Genomic DNA, 21,277 nt, shown 5'->3' with positions numbered 1-21,277 from the left:
GCCGTGCAGCAATATCGACACAATAGCGCTCCTTCGACGCAGGTCGAACGAAATCTGCGGGAATAGCTCAGTTGGTAGAGCGCAACCTTGCCAAGGTTGAGGTCGCGAGTTCGAGTCTCGTTTCCCGCTCCAGATTCATGAAGAACGCTCCCGAAAGGGGGCGTTTTTCATTTGTCATGATGTTGGCGGCAGGGGCCGCTACAGTCGCGCCACGGCATCTTCATAGCGGGCGTGATATCACTCGCCCGGCGTGACGAATCCGAGGTCAGTGTCGCAATCGGAATGGCGGGACGCATCGGTCGTGGGGACGACCGCAGACGAGGGAAGCGGAGAGCGCGTCAACAAGACGCAATGGCCTGGATGTTGCACCAGCGTTCCGCGCGTCGCATGCACTGAAAGGCTGGCGAAAGGCCAACACCATCGTTGCCTGAACCGCACGCGTGTTGTGACCGTTTTCGGACCAATTCTCCATGTTCGCTCCACAATCGCACGGTAGCCTTCATGCTCCTTCTACACGTTGGCGGGCTGGTGGTCAGGCGTATCACTCCAGTGGCAGTGCCCAGGACCGGGCGCGGACTCTCCCTGCAGGCATTGCTGCGCCCGGGCGCACTGCTGACCAGCCTGGCGCTGGCAGGTTGCATGTCGGTGCCGGCTCCGGACCTGCCTGATCGCACCCCCAGCACCTGGACCCAGGTGCCGCAGGGCCAGGGCGTGGCGGTGGATGCCAGGCAGTGGTGGAAGGTGCTGGCCGACCCGGCGCTGGACGGCCTGGTCGATCAAGCCATCGCCGGCAACCTTGATCTGCAGCAGGCCACGTTGCGCCTGCAGGCAGTGCGGATCGTCGCCGGCACCTCGGATTCGCGCTTCCTGCCGGAGATCTCGGCCAGCGCCAAGCAGGTACAGGACGCCGCCGCGGTCGACACCTATTTCCATGCAGGCATCGAAGCGATCTGGGACCTGGGCCTGTTCGGCGCCGCCGAGAGTGCCCATCTCAGCGCGCAGGCCTCGGCCGGCAATGCCGAGGCGTTGCGCAATGCCGCACAAGTGGCGGTGATTGCCGACGTGGTGCGCAGCTATCTGGACCTGACCGTAGCGCAGGCCCAGCAGGATCTGCTGGTCAGACAGCAGGCCGTGGATGATCGAGGCGAACAACTGGCACGGGTTCGCCTGCGCCTGCGCCTGGATGAGCCGGGCGAGCTGGAACGCCTGCGCGCGCGCCAGGCGGCGACCCGGGCAGCGACGGCGCAGGCCCGCGAAAATGCGGACAACGCGGCCCGCGCGCTGGCGCTGCTGCTGGGGCGTGACGGGCCGGATCTCGCCTGGCGCGCGTACCGCGCGCCGCCGAAGCTCGGTGCATTCTCGCTGCAGCAGGTCCCTGCGGATCTGCTGCGCCACCGCCCGCAGATCCTGCTGGCCGAATCAGAGGTGATGCAGGCAGCGGCCAGCAAGGGTTCGGCGCGCGCAGCGATGTATCCACGGGTCAGCCTTGGCGGTTCCATCCTGTACGCGTACAACCTCACCCAGAACGCCCGCTCCAATTCCGATTCGAGCCCGTCGATCGGCCCGTACATCGATATTCCGCTATGGGACTGGGGCCAGCGTCGCGCGCGCTTCCATGCCAATGAAAAGCAGCTGGATGCCGCCCTGCTGGGATACCGCAAGGCGGTGCTGGAAGGCGTGAGCGAAGTCGAAGGCGCGCTGGGCAGCCTGGCGCGGCAGGACAGCAGCATCCAGTCGTTGCGCGCGGCCAACGACGCCGCCGGCCAGCAGGTCAAGCGCCAGGCGCGGCAGGTGCAGCTGGGTCTGTCCAGCGAGTTCGATGGACTCGACACGCAACGCGCCGCACTCGCCTCGCAGGCTGATCTGATCGCTGCGCAGGGTGCGCGCGTGCTGGCCTTTGCATCGCTGTACCGCGCCCTCGGCGGTGCCCCGCTACCTGCCGAGGGTAAGGGCGAACCGCAATGATCGCACTCGCCCGCAAGACCCTGGCCTATGAGTGGCGCCGGTTCCTGCCGGTGGTGCTGGCGATGTGTTTCGCCGGTGTGCTGTTGATCGTGCAGGCCGCACTGGTGCTGGGCATCTTCGGTACCGCTGCGATCTATGTGAAAGCGTCCTCGGCTGATATCTGGGCTGGTTTCCCCGGCACCCAGAGTGTCAATTACGGCCATGCAATCAGCGCGGATGTGGAAAGCCATCTGCGCATGGACCCGGATGTCACCCGCGTCGAGCCCTACGAGTGGGTCGATGGCGAATGGCGATCCGTCGCGCAGGGCACCGGCAATGTGTCGGTGTACCTGTCCGGTATCTCCACCCGGGACGATGCGATGATGTTCGCGCGCATCCTCCCTGCCAACCTGCGCGCGCAGCTGCGCGAGCCGGGTGCGGTGATCGTCGACAGCGCCGATCTGGATACGCTGGGCGTGGACCTGCAGAACAACCGTGCCTGGATCAATGGCAAGGCGGTGCGCGTGGTCGCTGCACAACCGGGCCTGCGGGGCCTTGGCGGTGTCAATGTACTGGCCTCGCTGGACACCGCGCGCGCCATCGCCGGCACCGACCCACACGAGGGAAGCACCTATTTCGTGGCGGGCCTGCGCTCGCCGCAACTGGCCGACCGCGTGCGTGACCGCCTGGCCGCGTCGATGGGCCAGGCCACACCGGTCGAGTTCTGGACCGCGCCGGCGTTCGCCAGCCGTTCGCAGCAGTATTGGCTGTTCGATACCGGCGCAGGTATCGCCGTGTTGTTCATGGCCGTCATCGTCTGCTTCGTCGGTGCGGTGATCACCAATCAGTCGTTCGCCTCGGTGGTGGCCGGCTCGGTACGCGAGTACGCCACGCTCAATGCACTCGGTGCAGGCCGCTATGCGCTGGCACGGGTGGTGTTCGAGCAGGCATTGCTGATCGGTGGCGTGGGCATGCTGCTGGCGGCGGCGTTCAGCACCCTGGTGCTGCTGATCGCGCAGACCCAGCGCGTACCGGTGCAGCTGACGCCGATGGTGATCCTCGGCTGCGTGGCGCTGGTGGCGGTGATGGCCATGCTCTCCAGCATCATGGCGGTGCGCAGTGTCGTCCGCTCCGATCCATCGTTGCTGCTGCGTTGAGGACCGGCCGATGACTTCCGCACGCGCCGTCGCCCCGACCCTGCAGGCCGACGCATTGGAGAAAGGCTTCATGTCCGGTGATGTGCAGGTGCCGGTGCTGCGTGGCCTGTCGCTGGACATCTATCCCGGCGAGCTGACCCTGGTATCCGGCCCGTCCGGCTGCGGCAAGAGCACGCTGCTGTCGCTGCTGTCCGGCCTGTCCGCGCCCGATGGCGGTCGCGTGCACGCGCTGGGCCAGGACGTGGGCCACATGACCCGCAGTGAAGTGGAGCGTTTCCGCCTGCACCATGTCGGCTTCGTGTTCCAGGGCTTCAACCTGTTCCCGGCACTGACCGCGCTGGAGCAGGTGCAGCTGCCACTGGGCTACCGCGGCATGCGCAATCGCGAAAGCGAGCCGCTGGCCCGCAAGGCGCTGGAAGAAGTCGGCCTCGGCCATCGAAGCCACATGCGCCCGGCGCAGCTGTCCGGTGGCGAGAAACAGCGCGTGGCGGTTGCCCGCGCGTTTGCCAAGTCGCCGACCCTGATCTTCGCAGACGAACCCACCAGCGCGCTGGATGCCGAGAACGGCCAGCGCGTGATCGACATCCTGCATCGCTACGCACGTGCGCATGGCGCCACCGTGCTGTGCGTGAGCCACGATCCGCGCCTGATCCGGCATGCCGATCGGGTGATCGCGATGGAAGACGGCATGGTCCGTGATGACCGCCGCCAGAACGAAACCGTAGAGTCCGCCCCATGACCAAGACGTCGCATCTGCTTCCCCTCAGCCTGGCCCTGTCCGCGGCACTGCTGCTCGGCGCCTGTTCCAGGGAAGCGCCCACCGCTGCATCGGCCCCCTCAGGCAGGGAGGGTACTGCCGCCGCCGGCAAGGTCGCCGTGGCGCGGGGCATCATTGACGTCGAAGGTGGCCTGATCGCACTGGCACCGCCGGTGGATGGCTCGATCACTGCAGCGCCGGTGAAGGAAGGTGCCACGGTGAAGAAGGGGCAGTTGCTGCTGTCGCTGGATGGCGCCCTGTTGCAGCAGGAAGTGGCAATGGCCACCGCCGATCTGGCCTTGGCCAATGACCGCCTGAAGGGCAGCCAGGCGCAGCTGCGCGAACTGGAACGCAACGCCACCCGCCTGTCCACGGGCGCCAGCGAAGGTGTGTCCTCGAACCAGCAGGCCGATGCGGCCAAACAGCAGCTGGCCGGTGTGCGTGCCGATGTCGAGGTGGCCGGTGCGCAGGTCGACATGGCGCAGCACAAGCTGGAGCACGCGAAGCTGAAACTGCAGCAGATGTCGTTGAGCGCGCCGGAAGCCGGCACCGTGGTCGGCCAGGTGCCGGGCGTCGGTGCCTTCGTGCAGGCGGGCAAGCCGGCGATCTCGTTGTTGCCGGCGCGCCCGCTGCAGGTGCGTGCCGAACTGAGCGCCGCCTACGCCGATGCCGTGCAGGTGGGCATGAAGGCTACCGTTGTGCCGGACAGTGATGGTGCGGAGAACATGGGCACGCTGCCGCCCGCACGCGTGGTGCGCATCAGTCCGGTGTTTGCGCAGGCACGCCTGCCTGAAGATGCAGGACGTGGCATGGCCAAGGTGGTGGAGTGCGTGTTGGAGTTCGACGGGCAAGCCAAGGCGCGCTTCGGCCAGCACGTGCGGGTGGAGTTCCGGAAGTAAGCCTCTAGCGCTGCGGCGGGGGAGTCTGTGGTGACCCGCGCCGCCAGAGCGCCCGCCACGCGCTCACCGCCGACACCACGCACAGCGCCAGCAGCAATCCCACGTCCAGCAGCAGCAACCACAGCAGGTGCATGCCTTGTACCGGCGGCTGGTGCATCGCCGACAGCATCCACGGTACCGACCACACCAGCAGCAAGGCAAAGGCGATCAGCAGACGCAGCCACAGGCGTTTCAGTTTCCAAGGCCGCACGATCAACGCGGCCACCACCAGCTCAACCGTGCCCAGCAACGCGAACACGATGACGGTGCTGGTCGGATAGGGCAGCTGGGCGCCTTCCAGTCGGTGCAGCAGCCAGTAGTCCGGAGTGAAGCCAGCATTGACAAGTGCGGCGATCAGCGCCAACCAGGTCAGCGCGACCAGCAACCAGAACAGGCGGACGTAGCGTCTCGGCATCGGCGGTGTCCGTGCTTGGGCGGGGCAGCGTAACCCAGTGCGGACGCCAGTGACCGCATGACGTGAAGACTGTTGACGGCGTGAAGGAATTTGGACACAATAGCGCTCCTTCGACGCAGGTCGAATGGAATCTGCGGGAATAGCTCAGTTGGTAGAGCGCAACCTTGCCAAGGTTGAGGTCGCGAGTTCGAGTCTCGTTTCCCGCTCCAGATTCTACAGGGCCCCGGTAGGGGCCTTGTTTTTCTCCCGCCACGGCAAGGCGGGGCGCGTTGGGCCACAAGGCTTTGCGCGCAGTCAGAAAAGTGAAATCGCTGGTGTGTTTTCCGGATTTCCGGTAGCATGTCGGCTTACGCGGGAATAGCTCAGTTGGTAGAGCGCAACCTTGCCAAGGTTGAGGTCGCGAGTTCGAGTCTCGTTTCCCGCTCCATGTTCCGACAGGCCCCATCTTGGGGTTTTGTCTTGTCAGGGCTAGGTTCCTGGCGCGCAGTACGTTGGCCTCATGGCAGAGTGGCTATGCACCGGATTGCAAATCCGTTTACAGCGGTTCGATTCCGCTTGAGGCCTCCAATTGAAAAGCCCTGACTCCGGTCAGGGCTTTTTTGTTTGGCTGCGATCAATTCCCGCTCGCGCGATCACCGCCCGGCAGTCAGTCATGTCAGATGCGGTGGCGCTACACTCGTGTGATGAACCAGATTGATCACTTCCGCGGCGCCTTGCTCGGCCTCGCGTGCGGCGATGCCGTCGGTACCACGCTGGAGTTCAAGCCTCGTGGCAGCTTCACCCCGATCACCGACATGGTGGGTGGTGGGCCGTTCCAGCTGCAGCCGGGGCAATGGACCGACGATACCTCCATGGCGATGTGCCTGGCCGAGAGCCTGGTGCGTTGTGACACCTTCGATGTGCACGATCAGATGAACCGCTACGCCAACTGGTACCGGCATGGGTACTGGAGTGCGACCGGCGAGTGCTTCGATATCGGCATGGCAACGCGGGCTGCCATCGACCGGTTCCTGCAGGACGGCCAACCGCTGGCGGGTAGTAACGACCCACGCAGCGCTGGCAATGGCTCGATCATGCGTTTGGCGCCGGTGGCATTGCGCTACGCCGGGACTCCCGACCTGCAGGCAATGGCCGAGCTGAGTTCGCGAACGACGCACGCTGCACAGGAGTGCCTGGAGGCGTGCCGCTTGCTGGCGGTCGCGCTGGAGCGGGCGTTGGCAGGTGGCACCCGTGACGCGGTGCTGGATCTCAGCAATGTCCCTGTCGAGAGCGCGCGGCTGCGGCAGATCGCGGCGGGCGGCTACCGCGGTGCCACGCGTGAGCAGATGCGTGGCAATGGCTATGTTGCCGACAGCCTGGAAGCTGCACTCTGGTGCTTTGATCGCCACGACACCTTTGAAGCCGTCGTGCTCGAGGCGGCCAATCTTGGCGAGGACGCCGACACCACGGCCGCCATCGCGGGGCAGCTGGCGGGCGCATTCCATGGTGCGCGCGGAATCCCCGGGCGGTGGTTGCAGCGGCTGGCCCTGCGTGCCGAAATCCAGGCGCTGGCCGATGCGCTGCACGCCTTGAACCAGGGCAGCGACCGCGCTACGTGAGTCGGGTTCCCTGCCTGTGAACTGCGCCGGCAGGATGCTCCCTGCCGCCGCCATTTCCGACGCCGCGCTGCTTCACCTGCAGCAGTCCGCCACGCCCCGGTCACCAGTCTCAGCGGGCCACGACATGGAAAGGCGCTATGGTCGAGTTCCACGTCTCAGGGAGCCGCAATGGCGAGCAAGGACATCACGCGTCGTTCCAGCCACGGAGCGAAACGGAAATGAGCAAAGTCACGGCAGATGTGCGCTGGTTGACCTTCCGCTTGAAGAACGGGCAATCCATTGGCCCGGATCGGCTGAAGGACGGATGGGTCATCGCCTCGGAAACCGCCCGCTGCGGGGTGCGCCGCGAGCATATTGAAGGGTCGGGCCTGGTGTATGCCCTGTACGCGCCGGCCAACCTGGCCTCACCACGGCGCGCGGAAATGCGCATGCGCGAATTCCTGATGAGCTCGGGCTACACCTTCACGATGGGCACGCTGGGCGGCTGAGCTGCGCGCGGGCCGCGATTGCTCAACGCTGCGCGGCCTTCAACGCCTCAATGATCTGCGCGCCGGAGAAGCCACAATGGCCTTCGCCAACGCGTGGCAGCACCTGTGGCAGCGGACGGGCGCCGGCCCGTGCGGCCGTCTGCGGATACACTGTCTGCATGCGCGGCACGATCGTCGGGTCGTTGTTGTTGAACTGGATCACCAGCGGTCGCCTCAACGCACCGCTCAATGCCAGCTCCCTGCGGACAGCGGCCTGCGCGGCAGGCACGGCATCGACACGTTGTACGCCGGCATTGAACGCCATGTCGTCACCGAAGCCGCTGTAAGCCACACCTCTGTTGCCCACCGGCATGCCGCCACTGCGCGTGGCCAGTTCGTGCAGGACCAGTGCATGCAGGCTGATCGTGCCGGCCAGTGCATCAGCGGACACCTGCAGCCGCTGTGCCAGCAACGCGGCATGCGACGGGCTGCGTTGCAGCGCATTGGAGATGCCTTGGTACAGTTCGCCCTGTGGCAGCGCAGCCGCTTCGCGTGAGACCAGTCCCGCAGCCGGCAGGCCTTCGGCCTTGGCAAAGAAGTAATCGAAAGCGACCAGCGTGGTCAGCAGATCACTCGCGATCTGTTCGCCACTGAGATTGGCGCCGCATAGCGACACACCACCGGCGTAGTGTTGCGGGAACCGCTCGAGGCTGGCGAGGGTCACGGCTCCGCCCATCGAGAATCCCAGTAGCCAGGTGTGGCGCACATGCCGGAGTTCACCCGCTGCATGCCGGCGCAGGCGTTCCATGTCGGTAATCGCATCGGCCACCGCCCAGCCCTGGCTGGCATAGGCGCTCTGCGCAACGGCGTAGCCTGCAGCCAGCAGTGGCGCGGTGCCGTCATTGGCAGCCATTGGCGTAGCACGTGGCATGCCTACCGGCTCGTAGCCATGCGCCAGCATCACCAGGTCACCGTTCCAGTCAGCCGGCACATCCAGCCGCCACGGGGCGCCCTGCAGTTCGCCGCTGAACGTGCGCGGTGATGCAGCGGGTGCGGCCATCACCTGTGTCGTGGGGAATAGCAGGGCGAGGGTGACGTTGAGGGCACATCGTAGCCATCGACACATCACGGGCATTCCATCCGGGAATCGCGTCAGCTTAGACGCCGCCAGCAGCCTGCGCGCGCTGCACTGCCGCAGGAAGGGCGGGCTGGGGGCGCCCGCTCCCCGAGTCGATCACGTCCGCTACGGGAGGATTCCGATACGATGTGTCGCCTTGATCTCCTTCTACTTTACCCAAGGTCCCGTTATGGTCGACCGGCTCGCCATTCTGCTTGACCGCTTTGCGGTCACTGCCTCGGTGTTCCATGCCGGCGCGCTGTGCGGCATCAACTCGCTGGCGGGCGAGGATGACGCCGGGCAGCTGCACCTGGTGCGACGTGGCCCGCTTCAGGTCAGCCATGGCCAGCAGACCGTCCAGGTCGAGGTGCCGAGCCTGCTGCTGTACCCACGGCCGATGCCGCATCGGTTCAGCACCGATCCGCAGCACGGCGCCGACATGGCCTGCGCCAATCTGCATTTCGAGGGCGGGCGGCTCAACCCGATCAGCGCGGCGTTGCCCGATTTCATCTGCCTGCCGCTGGCCGATCTGTACGGCGGCAACGCAGCGCTGGAGCTGCTGTTCGAAGAAGCCTTCGAGCAGCGCTGCGGGCGTGCGGCGATGGTCAACCGGCTGTTCGAGGTGGTGATGATCCAGGTGCTGCGGCAGCTGATGGAAGGGGGGGAGATGCGTGGTGGCCTGTTTGCCGGGCTGGGGCATCCGCGGCTGCGGCTGGCGCTGGTGGCGATGCATGAAGCGCCCGCACAGTCCTGGACCCTGGAAGACCTGGCCGAGGTGGCCGGCATGTCACGCAGCGTATTTGCTGCCAGTTTCCGTGAGGCGATGGGCACCACCCCGGGCCAGTACCTGCAGGGCTGGCGGGTGGGCCTGGCGCAGCAGGCACTGCGTCAGGGGCGCCCGTTGAAGCGGATCGCTGATGACGTTGGCTATGGTAGCGAAGCCGCGCTGTCGCGCGCATTCAAGGCACATACCGGGCAGTCGCCGCGGGAGTGGCGCGGACAGGCCCGCGCCGGCGCGGGCTGAGCCTCAGCCCAGCACCAGCCGGGCCAGTTTCATGCCACCGAACAGGCCAACCAGGCCCAGTGCCACCGAACCGCCGGCGTACAACGCTGCCAGGCCATGCTGGCCGCGCTGCAGCAGCAGACCGATTTCAAGCGCGTAGGTGGAGAACGTGGTGTAGCCGCCGAGGACGCCGGTGGCCAGCAGAAGGCGCAGCTGCGGCGACGCGCCATTGCGCAGGGCGAAGGCTTCGACCAGCGCGCCCATCAGCAGTGCACCGCTGATGTTGATCAGGAAGGTCGACCACGGCCACGGGCTGCCGACCGCTACCCGCGTACCGATCAGGTTGCAGGCATGGCGAAGGCAGGCGCCGAGCCCGCCGCCGACGAAGACCAGCAGATAATTGTTCAATGCGTGCATCACATGCCTCGGTTGCGGGTTCGCTGATTCGATGGCGAACGCCGACGACAGGCACGGCCCGCCATCGACGAACGCCGGTTCGTCCTGGCAGGAGCCATCAGCCCTTTCAGGCGGTTATCGGGGGAGCCCCATCCCCATCCGCGACCATGCTACCAGTGGTAGTGCATTCACGTCATCGAGGTCGTCAGCACCCGGATGACCTTGCTGCGGCTGAAGCCGTCCATCAGCAGTTCGAAGGCCAGCAGGTCCAGGGCCGCGTGGCGGCGGTGGTCGATCTCCAGCCCTTTCTCCTCCACCAGGTGGCTGACCAGTTCATAGGCGTCCTGCCAGACATCCAGGTGGGCCTGGCTGGGGATATAGGTATTGCCCCGCTCACCGACGCCAAGCCCGCTCACACCGTACAGCAGTTCACGCGCGTCCAGTTTGGCCGCATCGGCGATGCGGAACAGCTGTTCGGCCTTCACATGGGCGGGGCTGACATGGTCGTTGAGCCAGTTGCTGATGGTTGCCGTCGTCGAATCGGCGGCGCGGGCCAGATCGGCCGGGCGAGGGTGCCCGGCTTTCTTCATGGCAATGGCGAGTCGTTGGCCGAGAGTATTCATCTATGCAAGCCAGCTTAACGCGTGGATCGCAAAGTTCCCTTGTTCCAAGAATAAGTCTGGTTAACAGAAGGACCGACCGTGACCGAATTCTGGAGCAAGGGGCAGGTACGCGCCCGGCTGGGTTTCCGGACCGATGCCGAACTGGCGCGCTTTTTTGGCATAAGCCGATCTGCTGTGTCGCAATGGCCCAAGAACTTCCCGATTCCTGCGCTACGCCAATACATCCTGCATCAGCGCTATCCCAACCTGTTCCCCGCGACTGAGGATACGCAGGGCGAGTAAGCCTCAACTGCGCCGCCTTTTGTCGCATATAGCACCCTAAGCGGCATTTGCTAAGTATGCTTAGCAATATTGGAAACTTCGATGAAACGGGGCTGGCCCATCAATGGCGCCTACCAGGGCGGAACCGGGGGAATCGGGGCAGTGTGTCGGGTCCGACCCATCCGGGCACCCCGTCTCCCCGTATGTGGTTTCGTGAACGATTAATAATTTCGATCACGAAAGTCGCGGTATGTAATTGACCTGTCGTGAAATCTATGACTAATTGGGATCAACCGGACGTGAAGCCCGGGAGTCTTTCAGTAGCTCGCAAGTGAGTCGGTAGACCGTCAACGATGCAGAACAAGTCCAACGGAGGTCGTATGGAATACGGCATGCATGGCTTGGCTGAACGGGTACGCCGCGAACTGGAAGCCAGTTATCACAAACACGGATGCGGTCCGGCGTTCTGGGATACCTACCAGCAGGTGCTGGACCGCCTGGTCCCGCAGGGGACCGAGCGTACCGAAGTCACCAATGAAATGGCGCTGATCATCGAGCAGCTGGGCATCGTGCGACGTGCGCAGCTGGTGCCGCCGCACGCCAACGGGCCGCGTTGATCCGTTGATTCAAAGCAGGCGCCAGGCGCCGCAGGCCAACAGCGCCAGCAGCATCGACAGCAGTGCCAGGGTCCGCGGTCGCCACCATTGCCGCGGTTGCCCGGCCATGGCCTGGGGACTGCAGTAGCGCACCAGCCCCGGGCCGAAACCGGCCTGGTGCTGCTGCCGCGAGCAGGCCTCCAGGCAGGCGCCGCAGGCCAGGCAATCGGCCTGAGGTCCCTGGCGGATATCCAGTTGCATCGGGCAGGCGCTGACACAGGCAGCGCAATCGGTGCAGTCGCCCAGGCGGTCGGCGCTGAAGGTGGGCATCGGTCCGGCCAGCAGCGGATGTGCAGCGCGGAACACGTAGTCCTGTGCGGTGGTCGGGTCGAGCAGGCCACGGCCGCGTCCGAGCACGCCCCCCAGCCCCGACGGACGCATGCCGCGCGGTTCGCCGCGGCGCGCGTCGTACAACATGCGGGGTGTATGCGGATCGGTCAGCAGCGGCTGCAGGCGCGCGAAAGGGCACAGCGAACGGCACACCTGCTCGCGCAGGAAGCCGGCATTGCCCCAGGTGGCGGCGGCATAGAACAGCACCCAGAACGTTTCCCAGCCGCTCCAGCCGGCATGCGGCGCGGCGACCACCAGTTCTTCGATCGGGCTGAACAGACCGACGAACGTGATGCCGGTCCACAGCGACAGCAGCCCCCATGCCACCTGGGTGGCAGGGCGCACGGCGGGCGCTGGCAAGGCCCGGGCCATGGCGCGCGCAATCCAGTCGAAGGCGCGGCGCCATAGCGTCTGTGGGCAGGCGTGGCCGCACCAGATGCGGCCGGCGAGGTGGGTGAGCAGCGCGAGGCCCACCGCCAGCACCGCCAGCAACCCTATCAGCACGCCAACATCGCCGGGCCACAATGTCCAGCCAAACAGGTCAAAGCGCCGTGCGTTGATGTCCAGCAGCAGGGCCTGCCGCCCATTCCAGCGCAGCCATGGCAGGGCATAGAACATGGCCAGCAAGAGCATGCTGAGCGCGGCGCGCCAATGCCAGCGGCGTGGGATTCCGGTGCAGGCCGTACTCATCCCAGCGGCAGCTCGTCGTCGTCGTCGCTTGGCATCGGTCGCTGCAGGTACCAGGTGACCGCGCTGGACAGTGCGGTCACCGACCAGAACATGAAGAATCCTGCCGTATAGCCCAGTTCGCGGCTGATCGCCGTACCCGGAAAGCTGATCGCCTGCAGACGCAGCGGGTCGACAAAGGCGAAGAACACCACGCTGGCCAGGCCTGCAGCGATGAAGCTGGGCCAGAGGATGGCGCCCCAGTGCTGGATCAGCTGCTGGCGGCGGCTGGGAGAGGGTCTGTTCATGCTGTCCCGGGTCGGAATGAGGGCGGCGCGTATACTCCGCCGAGGCTGGCGCAGCATCCGCAGGGCATGCTTCCTGCGGGAATGCCAGACTAGGTGCAGCGGACTGCGCCGACATTGATCTGGATCAACGGCGGTGCCGGCCGGCTACGGCACACTGCCGGCAAGCTTTGGGTGCCCCGATGAACGCAATACCGCCGCCTGTCCTGCCCGTCTCCTCGCCCGGGTTGTGCACTGAGCAGGAAGTGACCCGCCTGGTCCACGACTTCTATGCACGCGTGCGCGAGGAAGAGCGGTTGGGGCCTGTGTTCGAAGCACACGTCCACGACTGGCCGGAACATCTGGCGCAGCTGGTCGATTTCTGGTCGGCAATGCTGCGCGGCACGCGCCGCTTCAAGGGCTCGCCGATGTCCAAGCACATGGCCATCGAGCTGGACAAGGACCTGTTCGACCGCTGGCTGGTGCTGTTCCGGATCACCAGCGCCGAGTGCGGCAACCCGCCCATGCAGGCGCTGGCCAACGACGTGGCCGCGCGCATCGGTGACACCTTCTGGAAGCGCTACCAGATGCTGCGCTGGCCGCAGGTCGGCCTGCCGGTGCTGGAAATCCCCACCCGCGATTGATCTGGGTCAAGGCGGTGGCGTCCGCCCGGCGCGATGCTGGCGGCATGGACACGTTCTCACCCGCCGCCGGCGGTCTTGCCTGGACCTTCGACCCCGACCTGCTGCGCCGGCATGACCGGCCGGGGCCGCGCTACACCTCGTATCCGACCGCGCCTCACTTCCACGATGGCTTCGATGCGCCGGCACTGCGCCAGGCAATCGCCGACAGCAACCAGCTGGCCCGCGCGCTGTCGCTGTACGTGCATGTACCGTTCTGCTCCAGTCCCTGCTTCTACTGCGGCTGCAACCGGGTGATCACCCGCGACCGCGGCCGTGGCCACAGCTACGTCGCGCGCGTGCTGGCCGAGGCCGACCTGCTGGCGCCGCAGTTCGAGGACGGCCGTGAGGTCATCCAGCTGCACCTGGGCGGGGGCACGCCGAATTTCCTCGAGGCCGAGGCGATGACCACGCTGGTGGAAGGGCTGCGCCGGCGCTTCGATTTCAGCGATTCACCGCAGCGCGATTTCTCGATCGAACTCGATCCGCGCTTCATCGATACCCGCGATGTCGCCATGCTGGCGCGGCTGGGCTTCAACCGCGCCAGCCTGGGCGTGCAGGATTTCGACCCACAGGTACAGGAAGCGATCAACCGCGTGCAGGGCGTGCAGCAGACGCTGGACATCCTGCAGGCCTGCCGCGACAGCGGCATGCGTTCGGTCAACGTCGACCTGATCTATGGGCTGCCGGGACAGAGCCTGGAAGGGTTTGGCCGCACCCTGGAACGGGTGCTGGCATTGCGCCCGGATCGCCTGGCGGTGTACGGCTACGCACACCTGCCGCATCTGTTCCGCGCACAGAAGCAGATCGACGAACGCCGCTTGCCTTCGCCGGAAGACAAGCTGGCGCTGCTGGGCCTGGCGGTGGAGAGGCTCTCCACTGCGGGCTACCAGTACATCGGCATGGATCACTTCGCACTGCCGGAAGAAGATCTGTCACGCGCGCAGCGCGCCGGCCAGCTGCATCGCAATTTCATGGGCTATACCACCCACGCCGATACCGATCTGCTCGGCCTGGGCGTGAGTGCGATCAGCCACATCGGTGCCACCTACAGCCAGAATCCGCGCGACCTGCCGTCATGGGAGGATGCCGTGGACCAGGGGCAGTTGCCGGTGTGGCGCGGCGTGGCGCTCAGTGCCGACGACCAGCTGCGCGCAGAACTGATCCAGCAGCTGATGTGCCAGGGCGAAGTGGACGGTGCGGTGCTGGGCCAGCGCCATGGCGTGGATTTCGAGCAGTACTTCGCCGAAGACCTGCGTTCGGTGCAGCGGCTGCAGGAGGACGGTCTGGCCGAGTACCGTGACGGTGTAGTGCGCGCCAGCGAGCCTGGACGGCCGTTGCTGCGACTGCTGGCGATGTGCTTCGACCCGTACCTGCGTGCGGCCTGCGAGCAGCCGCGCTACTCGCGTGCGATCTGACGTTCGTCGTGAAAAGTGCGATGGTGCCCGGAGCCGGAATCGAACCGGCATGGGGTTGCCCCCGGCGGATTTTAAGTCCGATGCGTCTACCAGTTTCGCCATCCGGGCCTGCAGCGCGGCGCCGATTGTAGCCCAGCTGCGGAATCCCGACCGGATTGCAGTGGAGCGGCGGTGTGCTTAACTGTCGCTCCCATTCATGTCATAGTCCAAAGCATCGTTCCCAGGGGGGAGCCACCCGATGTCGCTGCACGCGATTGCCTATGCCAGCGAGGCCCGCGCCGACCTGCAGACAACCGATCTTGACCGCCTGCTGGCCGATGCCACCGCATTCAACCGAGTAGCCGGTGTCACGGGTGTGCTGATGTTCGATGGCAGCCGTTTCCTGCAGTACCTGGAAGGCCCGGAGGATGGCATCGATTCGGTGTACCAGCGCATCGCCAATGCGCGCAGCCATGGACAACTGAAGGTGCTGTGCCGCGCGCCGGTGGCGCAGCGGGCATTCCCGCGCTGGTCGATGGGGACCCGGCGCATTGAGGCAGAACTGCTGGTACAGATCGTCGACGCCTCATGGCCGGGCTTCGTGCTTGGCTGCGGTGGCTTCGAGCGCCTGCTGCAGGCCTGGACCGGCGCCGATGGTGAACTGGAGCCGGCCGCGGTCGCACTGGGCTCCTGACCCCACCTTGGCGGCCGGGCACCCGGGCCGTTAGGCTGTAGCCTTTCTGGCATGGATCTTCCCGGAGTGGCAAAGCGAATGAGTAGGTCGGCCATGCCCATGGCAGTATGCATGCGATTTCAGCCGTTGCATGGGATGCGGCGTTGAGCGCGCCGCTTGCGGCAGCAGCGTCGCCGCGCTTCGCGGTGATCGGGCTGGGCTACGTGGGCCTGCCGCTGGCGGTGGCCTTCGGCCGGCACTGGCCCACGCTGGGCTTCGACATCGATGCTGATCGCATCGCCGAGCTCCGCGACGGCCAGGACCATACGCTGGAAATGGAGGCCGATGAGCTGGCCAGTGCACAGCAGTTGCAGTACGGCAGCGATCCGGCATTGCTCGATGCCTGCAATGTCTACATCGTTACCGTGCCGACCCCGATCGACGCCTATGAGCAGCCCGATCTGGAGCCGCTGCGTTCGGCAACGCGGCTGATCGCCAGCCACCTGCGTGCGGGTGACCTGGTGATCTACGAATCCACGGTGTACCCCGGCACCACCGAAGAGGTCTGCGTGCCGTTGCTGGAGCAGCTTTCCGGGCTGCGCTTCAACGAAGACTTCTACTGTGGTTACAGCCCGGAGCGGGTCAGCCCCGGCGACCGCCAGCGGCGCCTGGCCGATATCCGCAAGATCACCTCGGGGTCGACACCGGAAGTGGCTGCGGTGATTGATGGCCTGTACCAGCGCATCATCGCCGCCGGCACCTTCCCGGCGCCGTCGATGCGTGTGGCCGAAGCGGCCAAGGTGGTGGAGAACATCCAGCGTGACGTCAACATCGCGCTGGTCAATGAGCTGGCGCTGATCTTCGACCGGCTCGGCATCGACACCCAGGATGTGCTCGACGCCGCCGGCAGCAAGTGGAACTTCCTGCCATTCCGGCCGGGCCTGGTCGGCGGCCACTGCATCGGCGTGGACCCGTACTACCTGCTGCACAAGTCCGAGAGCGTGGGCTACCACCCGGACCTGATCCACACCGCGCGGCAGGTCAACAACCGCGTCGGTGAGCATGTGGCGTCGCGTGTGCTGGCAATGCTGGCCGAACGTGGCCGCGTACCTGCGCAGTCGCGTATCCTGGTGCTGGGCGTGACCTTCAAGGAGGATTGCCCGGACCTGCGCAACAGCCGCGCGCTGGAACTGGCGCAGCGCCTGCGTGATGCCGGCGCACAGGTGGAGGTCAGCGACCCGTGGGTCGGCCCGGCGGCATTGGCCGACGCGGGCGTGCACTGGCTGGCCGAGCCGGTGGCGGGGAGTTACGACGCCGTCGTCCTGGCAGTGGCCCATGCCAGATTCAAAGCCATGGATGACGCCGCAATCCAGGCGCTGCTGGCACCGGGCGGCATCGTCTACGACGTGAAATCGGCCTGGCCGCGCAATGTGGTTGACGGTCGCCTGTAAACGCCGGTGACGGCCGGCGCGGTAGACTCGCAGGCAGTTGCAACCAAGGAACGCCATGCACCGGTATATCGTCTACCTGCTCGCCATCCTGATGTTTCCCATCTGCCTGTGGTTGGCCACGATCTGGCCGGCCTGGTACTGGGGCGTCGGCCTGACTGCCGCGATGGTGGCGCTGGGGACCTGGGATCTGCTGCAGAAGCGCAGCACGCTGCGCCGCAACTATCCGGTGATGGCGCATTTCCGCTATGGCCTGGAATCAATCGGCCCGGAAATCCGCCAGTACTTCGTGCAGAGCGACCTGGAGGACGTGCCGTTCTCGCGCCAGCAGCGTGCGCTGATCTACCAGCGCGCAAAGAACGAAATGGACACGGTGCCCTTCGGTACCCTGCGCAGTACCTATGCGGTGGATTACGAGTGGATCAACCATTCGCTGGCTCCCACCTCCATTGCCAAGCATGATTTCCGCGTGCTGATTGGGCCGAACTGCGCCAAGCCTTATTCGGCCAGCGTGTTCAACATCTCGGCGATGAGCTTCGGTTCGCTCTCGGCCAACGCGATCCGCGCATTGAACGAAGGTGCGCGGCGCGGCGGCTTCTACCACGACACCGGCGAAGGTTCGATTTCGCCCTACCACCGCGAGATGGGCGGCGATCTGGTCTGGGAAATCGGCTCGGGCTACTTCGGCTGCCGTGACGAGAAGGGTGGTTTCAGCGAAGAGCGCTTCGTCGCCAACGCTACCCATGACCAGGTCAAGATGATCGAGATCAAGCTGTCGCAGGGTGCCAAGCCGGGCCACGGCGGCGTGCTGCCGGCACCAAAGGTGACCGCCGAAATATCGGTGACCCGTGGTGTTCCGATGGGGGTGGACTGTGTATCGCCGTCGCGTCACTCGGCATTCTCGACGCCGGTCGAACTGTTGCAGTTCGTGGCCCGGCTGCGCGAGTTGTCCGGTGGCAAGCCGGTCGGTTTCAAGCTGGCCATCGGCCACCCCTGGGAATGGTTCGGCATCGCCAAGGCGATGCAGGAAACCGGGCTGCTGCCGGACTTCATCGTGGTCGATGGCGCCGAGGGAGGCACCGGCGCGGCACCGGCTGAATTCGTCGACCATGTCGGCGTGCCGATGCATGAAGCACTGCTGCTGGTGCACAACACCCTGGTCGGCCTGGACCTGCGCGAGCGCATCCGCATCGGTGCCGCTGGCAAGATCACCAGTGCGTTCGACATCGCGCGCACCGTCGCGCTGGGTGCCGACTGGTGCAATGCCGGCCGAGGCTTCATGTTCGCGCTGGGCTGCATCCAGTCGTTGAGCTGCCACACCGACAAGTGCCCGACCGGCATCGCGACCCAGGACCCCGCGCGCTGGAAGCATCTGGATGCACCGGACAAGGCCACCCGTGTGTACAGCTATCACGAGCACACGCTGCATGCCTTGAAGGAACTGTTGTGCGCGGCGGGCCTGAACGATCCGGCCGAGCTGGGGCCGGAGCACATCCTGCGTCGCGTGTCGCCGGTGGAAATCCGTTCGCTGGCGTCGCTTTACCGTTACCTGGAACCGGGCGAGCTGCTGCACACGGTGCCCGACCATGCGGTGTTCCATGCATTCTGGGCCGATGCGCGCAGCGACTCGTTCCAGCCGCCGCCGAAGATCCAGGCTCTGCGCGCCAGCAAGTCGCGGTAGCGTGATGTTGTAGAGCCGAGCCCATGCTCGGCTGTTCTTCGTTCCGACCTCGCGATGACTGATTGAAAAGCAGTCAAGCATGGCTTGACTCTACAGAAAGGCAGCCGAGCATGGGCTCGGCGCTACAAGGAGGCGCCATGCAGTTCAGGACCGGTAGCATCGACGATGTCGCCACGCTGTGGGCGCTGCGCACGCGCTGTGTGCGCGAAACCTGCAGCAGCCATTACCCTCCCGAGGTCATTGCACCGTGGTCGGCCTCGCCGCCACCGTCGCAGTACGCGCGGCTGTTGTCGCAGGGCGGATGCGTGGTGGCCGAGGACGGGCAGGGTGGCCTGCTCGGCTTCGGCGTCTTTGATGTCGATGCCAATGAAGTCGACGCGTTGTTTGTCAATCCCGATCGTGGCGGCGAGGGGATCGGCCAGGCGCTGATGCAGCGCCTGTTGGCAATGGCCGATCGTGAGCGCGAGGTGGTGCTGTCGGCGTCGCTCAATGCCGTGCCGTTCTATCAACGGCAGGGCTTTGTCAGCGTGCGTGAGGAAGCCTATGCGCATCCCAGCGGTGTGGCGTTGGCCTCGGTGAGCATGCGCAGGCCGTGGTGATGTGGCGTCGAGCATGGGCTCGACGCTACCCCGCAGGCGTCACCGCTCCGCCAACCAACCGATCACGCCCTCGGCGGCACGCCGGCCACTGGCGTAGCACGCGGTCAGCAGGTAGCCGCCGGTGGGGGCTTCCCAGTCCAGCATTTCACCGGCGCAGAACACGCCGGGAACGGCCCGCAGCATCAGGCCGTCATCCAGCGCATCCAGGCGCACGCCACCGGCGGTGCTGATCACCTCGGCCATCGGCCTTGGGCGCAGCAGGCGCAGCGGCAGGCGCTTGAGCGTGGCAGCCACAGCCGCCAGGTCGTTGCCGGCCTCCCTGCCAAGAATCTCGAACACGAGTGCGGCCTTCACCGCATCCAGACCTGCCTGGCGGCGCAGGTGCTCGCCGAAGCTTCGGCCCTTGCGGGGACGTGACAGGTCGGCCAGCAGGCGCGCCTCGTCGCGACCGGGCACCAGGTCCAGCCACAGCATTGCGTGACCATCGCGGTTGATGGTCTCGCGCAGGTCGGCGGCCAACGCGTAGACCAGACTGCCTTCAATGCCATATTCGCTGGCCACGCACTCGCCCTGCAGCGACCGCGGTTGTCCAGCCAGGTCGATCCAGTGCGCGATCACCGGCTTCAATGGTGCGCCGGCATTGCGCTGGGCAAAGAACGGCGTCCAGTCCACGTCGAAGCCACAGTTGGCTGACTGCAGCGGCGCGATGTCCACGCCACGCGCCTGCAGTGGCACGACCCAGGCGCCATCACTGCCCAGCTGCGGCCAGCTGCCCCCGCCCATCGCCAGCACGGTGGCATTGGCGCGGACATCGACTTCGCCCGCATCGGTGGCAAAGCGCAGGGCGCCGTCGTCGCTCCACCCTATCCAACGGTGGTTGGCGTGCAGGCGCACGCCCTGTTCCTTCAACCGGCGCACCCAGCCGCGCAGCAGCGGCGCCGCCTTGCGGTCGACCGGGAACACGCGGCCGGAGCTGCCCACATAGGTTTCCACGCCCAGGCCGTTGGCCCAGTCACGCAGTGCCTGTGCGTCGAAGCCGTCCAGCCAGCTGCCGACCACAGCGGCCTGCTCGCGGTAGCGGCTGTCGAACAACGGCCGCGGATCGGAATGGGTGAGGTTGAGGCCGCCCTTGCCGGCGATCAGGAACTTGCGGCCAGGCGACCCCTTGGCCTCGTACAGGTCGACCTCCAGCCCAGCGGCACGCAGGCGTTCGGCGGCGAACAGGCCCGCCGGGCCGCCGCCAATGACGACCACCCGATGGGGCATGGCGGCATTACGGTTTGACATCGAGCAGCTCGACGTCGAACACCAGCGACGAGCCCGCCGGAATCGGGCCGACCTTGCGGTCCCCGTAACCGTAGTCCGGCGGAATCATCAGCGTACGCTTGCCACCGACCTTCATGCCGGCCACGCCCTCATCCCAGCCGCGGATGACCTGGCCGGCGCCGAGCGCGAAGGTGAACGGCTCGCCGTGCTTGAAGGAGCTGTCAAAGGTCTTGCCGTGCTTGGTTTCGGTACGGTTGTCGTAGATCCAGCCGGTGTAGTGCACCGTGACCTTGTTGCCGGCGATGGCTTCGGCGCCGGTGCCGGGCACGGTATCGATCCGCTCGAAGGTGGTCAGCGTGCCGCCGGGCGGCGGGCCGGAGGGTTCGTTCGAGCAGCCAGCGGCGGCGAGGGACAGCAGCAGGGGAAGCAGCAGGCGGCGCATCGGGCGTCTCCAGAAGGGCGCGGGGCGAGGGCGGCAAGGGTAGCGCATCGGCGCCGGGTATCATGGGGCCATGGCAAAACTCCTGCTCAATCTGCGCAATGTCGGTGACGACGAATATGCCGATGTCTGCACGCTGCTCGACCAGCACGGCATCGCCTGGTATCGCACTGAACCCAGTCCGTGGGGCATTTCCAACGGTGGCCTGTGGCTGCGCGACGACGATGATCATCCGCGTGCGAAGGTGTTGATGGCGGAGTACCAGGCGGCGCGCGGCGTGCGCGTGCGGGCTGAACGCGAGCAGGCATTGCGCGAGGGGACGGCGGAGACATTCGGCAGCCTGTTCCGGCGCCGGCCGGCCTATGTGGTGCTGGTGCTGCTGGCGATGGCCGGTGCGGCGGCACTGGTGTTGCTGCCGTTCGTGCTGTTGCGGGGGTAAGGGGGTGCGGCCGGGTTGCACCCGGCACCCGCAGAGGCAACGG

Annotated in this window: 24 protein-coding genes, 5 tRNA genes and 1 riboswitch; of the genes, 20 read left to right on the top strand and 9 right to left on the bottom strand. The window is 66.1% G+C overall.

Going from position 1 to position 21,277, the window contains the following annotated elements:
• Positions 1-56 precede the first annotated feature (56 nt).
• The 5 genes from HMPREF3114_RS17980 (at position 57) to HMPREF3114_RS17960 (ending at position 4,757) form a co-directional block, all read left to right on the top strand.
• Positions 57-132 (top strand) — tRNA-Gly (locus tag HMPREF3114_RS17980).
• A 369-nt stretch (positions 133-501) separates the two neighbouring features.
• Positions 502-1,965: an efflux transporter outer membrane subunit gene (locus HMPREF3114_RS17975; protein WP_053501198.1), complete on the top strand. Its 1,464-nt coding sequence runs from the start codon at positions 502-504 to the stop codon at positions 1,963-1,965.
• The gene (locus HMPREF3114_RS17970; protein WP_053501196.1) at positions 1,962-3,101 is read left to right on the top strand and encodes an ABC transporter permease; all 1,140 of its coding nucleotides are present in this window, start codon (positions 1,962-1,964) and stop codon (positions 3,099-3,101) included. The genes HMPREF3114_RS17975 and HMPREF3114_RS17970 overlap by 4 nt, the downstream gene beginning before the upstream one ends.
• 10 nt (positions 3,102-3,111) lie before the next feature.
• Entirely contained in the window at positions 3,112-3,840 is a 729-nt protein-coding gene (locus HMPREF3114_RS17965; RefSeq protein WP_053501194.1) for an ABC transporter ATP-binding protein, read from the top strand.
• The gene (locus tag HMPREF3114_RS17960; protein ID WP_053501192.1) at positions 3,837-4,757 is read left to right on the top strand and encodes an HlyD family secretion protein; all 921 of its coding nucleotides are present in this window, start codon (positions 3,837-3,839) and stop codon (positions 4,755-4,757) included. The genes HMPREF3114_RS17965 and HMPREF3114_RS17960 overlap by 4 nt, the downstream gene beginning before the upstream one ends.
• Positions 4,758-4,761: 4 nt before the next feature.
• Here the strand turns inward: HMPREF3114_RS17960 and HMPREF3114_RS17955 are convergent, their stop codons facing one another.
• Positions 4,762-5,211, bottom strand: coding sequence for a hypothetical protein (locus tag HMPREF3114_RS17955; RefSeq protein ID WP_053501190.1), 450 nt, complete (start codon positions 5,209-5,211; stop codon positions 4,762-4,764).
• Between the two features lie 133 nt (positions 5,212-5,344).
• Between HMPREF3114_RS17955 and HMPREF3114_RS17950 the strand changes: the two genes are divergently transcribed.
• The 5 genes from HMPREF3114_RS17950 to HMPREF3114_RS17930 all read left to right on the top strand — a co-directional run bounded on the left by HMPREF3114_RS17950 (position 5,345) and on the right by HMPREF3114_RS17930 (position 7,297).
• Positions 5,345-5,420, top strand: a tRNA-Gly gene (locus HMPREF3114_RS17950).
• A gap of 142 nt (positions 5,421-5,562) precedes the next feature.
• Positions 5,563-5,638 (top strand) — tRNA-Gly (locus tag HMPREF3114_RS17945).
• A 66-nt stretch (positions 5,639-5,704) separates the two neighbouring features.
• A tRNA-Cys gene (locus HMPREF3114_RS17940) sits at positions 5,705-5,778 on the top strand.
• Positions 5,779-5,894: 116 nt separating this feature from the next.
• Positions 5,895-6,809: an ADP-ribosylglycohydrolase family protein gene (locus HMPREF3114_RS17935; RefSeq protein ID WP_053500379.1), complete on the top strand. Its 915-nt coding sequence runs from the start codon at positions 5,895-5,897 to the stop codon at positions 6,807-6,809.
• 218 nt (positions 6,810-7,027) lie between these two features.
• The gene (locus tag HMPREF3114_RS17930; protein WP_005415995.1) at positions 7,028-7,297 is read left to right on the top strand and encodes a hypothetical protein; all 270 of its coding nucleotides are present in this window, start codon (positions 7,028-7,030) and stop codon (positions 7,295-7,297) included.
• Positions 7,298-7,319: 22 nt separating this feature from the next.
• On the opposite strand, the gene HMPREF3114_RS17925 is transcribed toward HMPREF3114_RS17930, so the two are convergent.
• On the bottom strand, positions 7,320-8,402 hold the full coding sequence (locus HMPREF3114_RS17925; protein ID WP_053500377.1) for an alpha/beta hydrolase family protein: 1,083 nt from the start codon (positions 8,400-8,402) through the stop codon (positions 7,320-7,322).
• A gap of 181 nt (positions 8,403-8,583) precedes the next feature.
• On the opposite strand from HMPREF3114_RS17925, the gene HMPREF3114_RS17920 reads away from it, so the two are divergent.
• Positions 8,584-9,417: an AraC family transcriptional regulator gene (locus HMPREF3114_RS17920; protein WP_053500376.1), complete on the top strand. Its 834-nt coding sequence runs from the start codon at positions 8,584-8,586 to the stop codon at positions 9,415-9,417.
• Between the two features lie 3 nt (positions 9,418-9,420).
• Here the strand turns inward: HMPREF3114_RS17920 and crcB are convergent, their stop codons facing one another.
• The gene (gene crcB / locus HMPREF3114_RS17915) at positions 9,421-9,813 is read right to left on the bottom strand and encodes a fluoride efflux transporter CrcB (RefSeq protein ID WP_053500374.1); all 393 of its coding nucleotides are present in this window, start codon (positions 9,811-9,813) and stop codon (positions 9,421-9,423) included.
• Between the two features lie 81 nt (positions 9,814-9,894).
• A riboswitch (Fluoride riboswitch) is annotated at positions 9,895-9,958 on the bottom strand.
• A 22-nt stretch (positions 9,959-9,980) separates the two neighbouring features.
• Positions 9,981-10,382: a helix-turn-helix domain-containing protein gene (locus HMPREF3114_RS17910; protein ID WP_005415999.1), complete on the bottom strand. Its 402-nt coding sequence runs from the start codon at positions 10,380-10,382 to the stop codon at positions 9,981-9,983.
• 111 nt (positions 10,383-10,493) lie between these two features.
• Between HMPREF3114_RS17910 and HMPREF3114_RS17905 the strand changes: the two genes are divergently transcribed.
• On the top strand, positions 10,494-10,697 hold the full coding sequence (locus tag HMPREF3114_RS17905; RefSeq protein ID WP_005416000.1) for a helix-turn-helix domain-containing protein: 204 nt from the start codon (positions 10,494-10,496) through the stop codon (positions 10,695-10,697).
• 359 nt (positions 10,698-11,056) lie between these two features.
• Positions 11,057-11,293, top strand: coding sequence for a hypothetical protein (locus tag HMPREF3114_RS17900; protein ID WP_005416001.1), 237 nt, complete (start codon positions 11,057-11,059; stop codon positions 11,291-11,293).
• Between the two features lie 9 nt (positions 11,294-11,302).
• Here HMPREF3114_RS17900 and HMPREF3114_RS17895 read toward each other — a convergent pair whose 3' ends face one another.
• On the bottom strand, positions 11,303-12,352 hold the full coding sequence (locus HMPREF3114_RS17895) for a 4Fe-4S dicluster domain-containing protein (RefSeq protein WP_053500371.1): 1,050 nt from the start codon (positions 12,350-12,352) through the stop codon (positions 11,303-11,305).
• Positions 12,349-12,636 (bottom strand): hypothetical protein, encoded by a 288-nt coding sequence (locus tag HMPREF3114_RS17890; protein ID WP_014036651.1) that lies wholly within the window; start codon positions 12,634-12,636, stop codon positions 12,349-12,351. The genes HMPREF3114_RS17895 and HMPREF3114_RS17890 overlap by 4 nt, the downstream gene beginning before the upstream one ends.
• A gap of 179 nt (positions 12,637-12,815) precedes the next feature.
• On the opposite strand from HMPREF3114_RS17890, the gene HMPREF3114_RS17885 reads away from it, so the two are divergent.
• Complete coding sequence (locus tag HMPREF3114_RS17885) at positions 12,816-13,256, top strand: group III truncated hemoglobin (RefSeq protein WP_053500369.1); 441 nt, start codon at positions 12,816-12,818, stop codon at positions 13,254-13,256.
• 44 nt (positions 13,257-13,300) lie between these two features.
• On the top strand, positions 13,301-14,710 hold the full coding sequence (gene hemN, locus HMPREF3114_RS17880; protein WP_053500383.1) for an oxygen-independent coproporphyrinogen III oxidase: 1,410 nt from the start codon (positions 13,301-13,303) through the stop codon (positions 14,708-14,710).
• 21 nt (positions 14,711-14,731) lie between these two features.
• Here the strand turns inward: hemN and HMPREF3114_RS17875 are convergent.
• Positions 14,732-14,818 (bottom strand) — tRNA-Leu (locus tag HMPREF3114_RS17875).
• A 130-nt stretch (positions 14,819-14,948) separates the two neighbouring features.
• Here HMPREF3114_RS17875 and HMPREF3114_RS17870 point away from each other — a divergent pair.
• The 4 genes from HMPREF3114_RS17870 (at position 14,949) to HMPREF3114_RS17855 (ending at position 19,090) form a co-directional block, all read left to right on the top strand.
• Positions 14,949-15,383: a BLUF domain-containing protein gene (locus tag HMPREF3114_RS17870; protein WP_005416006.1), complete on the top strand. Its 435-nt coding sequence runs from the start codon at positions 14,949-14,951 to the stop codon at positions 15,381-15,383.
• A gap of 143 nt (positions 15,384-15,526) precedes the next feature.
• Entirely contained in the window at positions 15,527-16,813 is a 1,287-nt protein-coding gene (locus HMPREF3114_RS17865; protein ID WP_053500381.1) for a nucleotide sugar dehydrogenase, read from the top strand.
• A gap of 55 nt (positions 16,814-16,868) precedes the next feature.
• Complete coding sequence (locus tag HMPREF3114_RS17860) at positions 16,869-18,491, top strand: FMN-binding glutamate synthase family protein (RefSeq protein WP_053500367.1); 1,623 nt, start codon at positions 16,869-16,871, stop codon at positions 18,489-18,491.
• A gap of 137 nt (positions 18,492-18,628) precedes the next feature.
• Complete coding sequence (locus tag HMPREF3114_RS17855; protein WP_053500365.1) at positions 18,629-19,090, top strand: GNAT family N-acetyltransferase; 462 nt, start codon at positions 18,629-18,631, stop codon at positions 19,088-19,090.
• Positions 19,091-19,129: 39 nt separating this feature from the next.
• Here the strand turns inward: HMPREF3114_RS17855 and HMPREF3114_RS17850 are convergent, their stop codons facing one another.
• The gene (locus tag HMPREF3114_RS17850) at positions 19,130-20,377 is read right to left on the bottom strand and encodes a TIGR03862 family flavoprotein (RefSeq protein WP_053500363.1); all 1,248 of its coding nucleotides are present in this window, start codon (positions 20,375-20,377) and stop codon (positions 19,130-19,132) included.
• Positions 20,364-20,798, bottom strand: coding sequence for an FKBP-type peptidyl-prolyl cis-trans isomerase (locus HMPREF3114_RS17845; protein ID WP_053500361.1), 435 nt, complete (start codon positions 20,796-20,798; stop codon positions 20,364-20,366). Before HMPREF3114_RS17845 ends, HMPREF3114_RS17850 begins: the two co-directional genes overlap by 14 nt.
• Before the next feature lie 70 nt (positions 20,799-20,868).
• Between HMPREF3114_RS17845 and HMPREF3114_RS17840 the strand changes: the two genes are divergently transcribed.
• Entirely contained in the window at positions 20,869-21,234 is a 366-nt protein-coding gene (locus HMPREF3114_RS17840) for a DUF6164 family protein (RefSeq protein WP_053500359.1), read from the top strand.
• The last annotated feature ends 43 nt before the right edge of the window (positions 21,235-21,277 follow it).

The sequence above is a fragment of the Stenotrophomonas sp. HMSC10F07 genome (assembly GCF_001807895.1).
GTDB classification, from domain to species: Bacteria; Pseudomonadota; Gammaproteobacteria; order Xanthomonadales; family Xanthomonadaceae; genus Stenotrophomonas; species Stenotrophomonas sepilia.
This window is presented reverse-complemented; position numbering and strand designations above follow the sequence as displayed.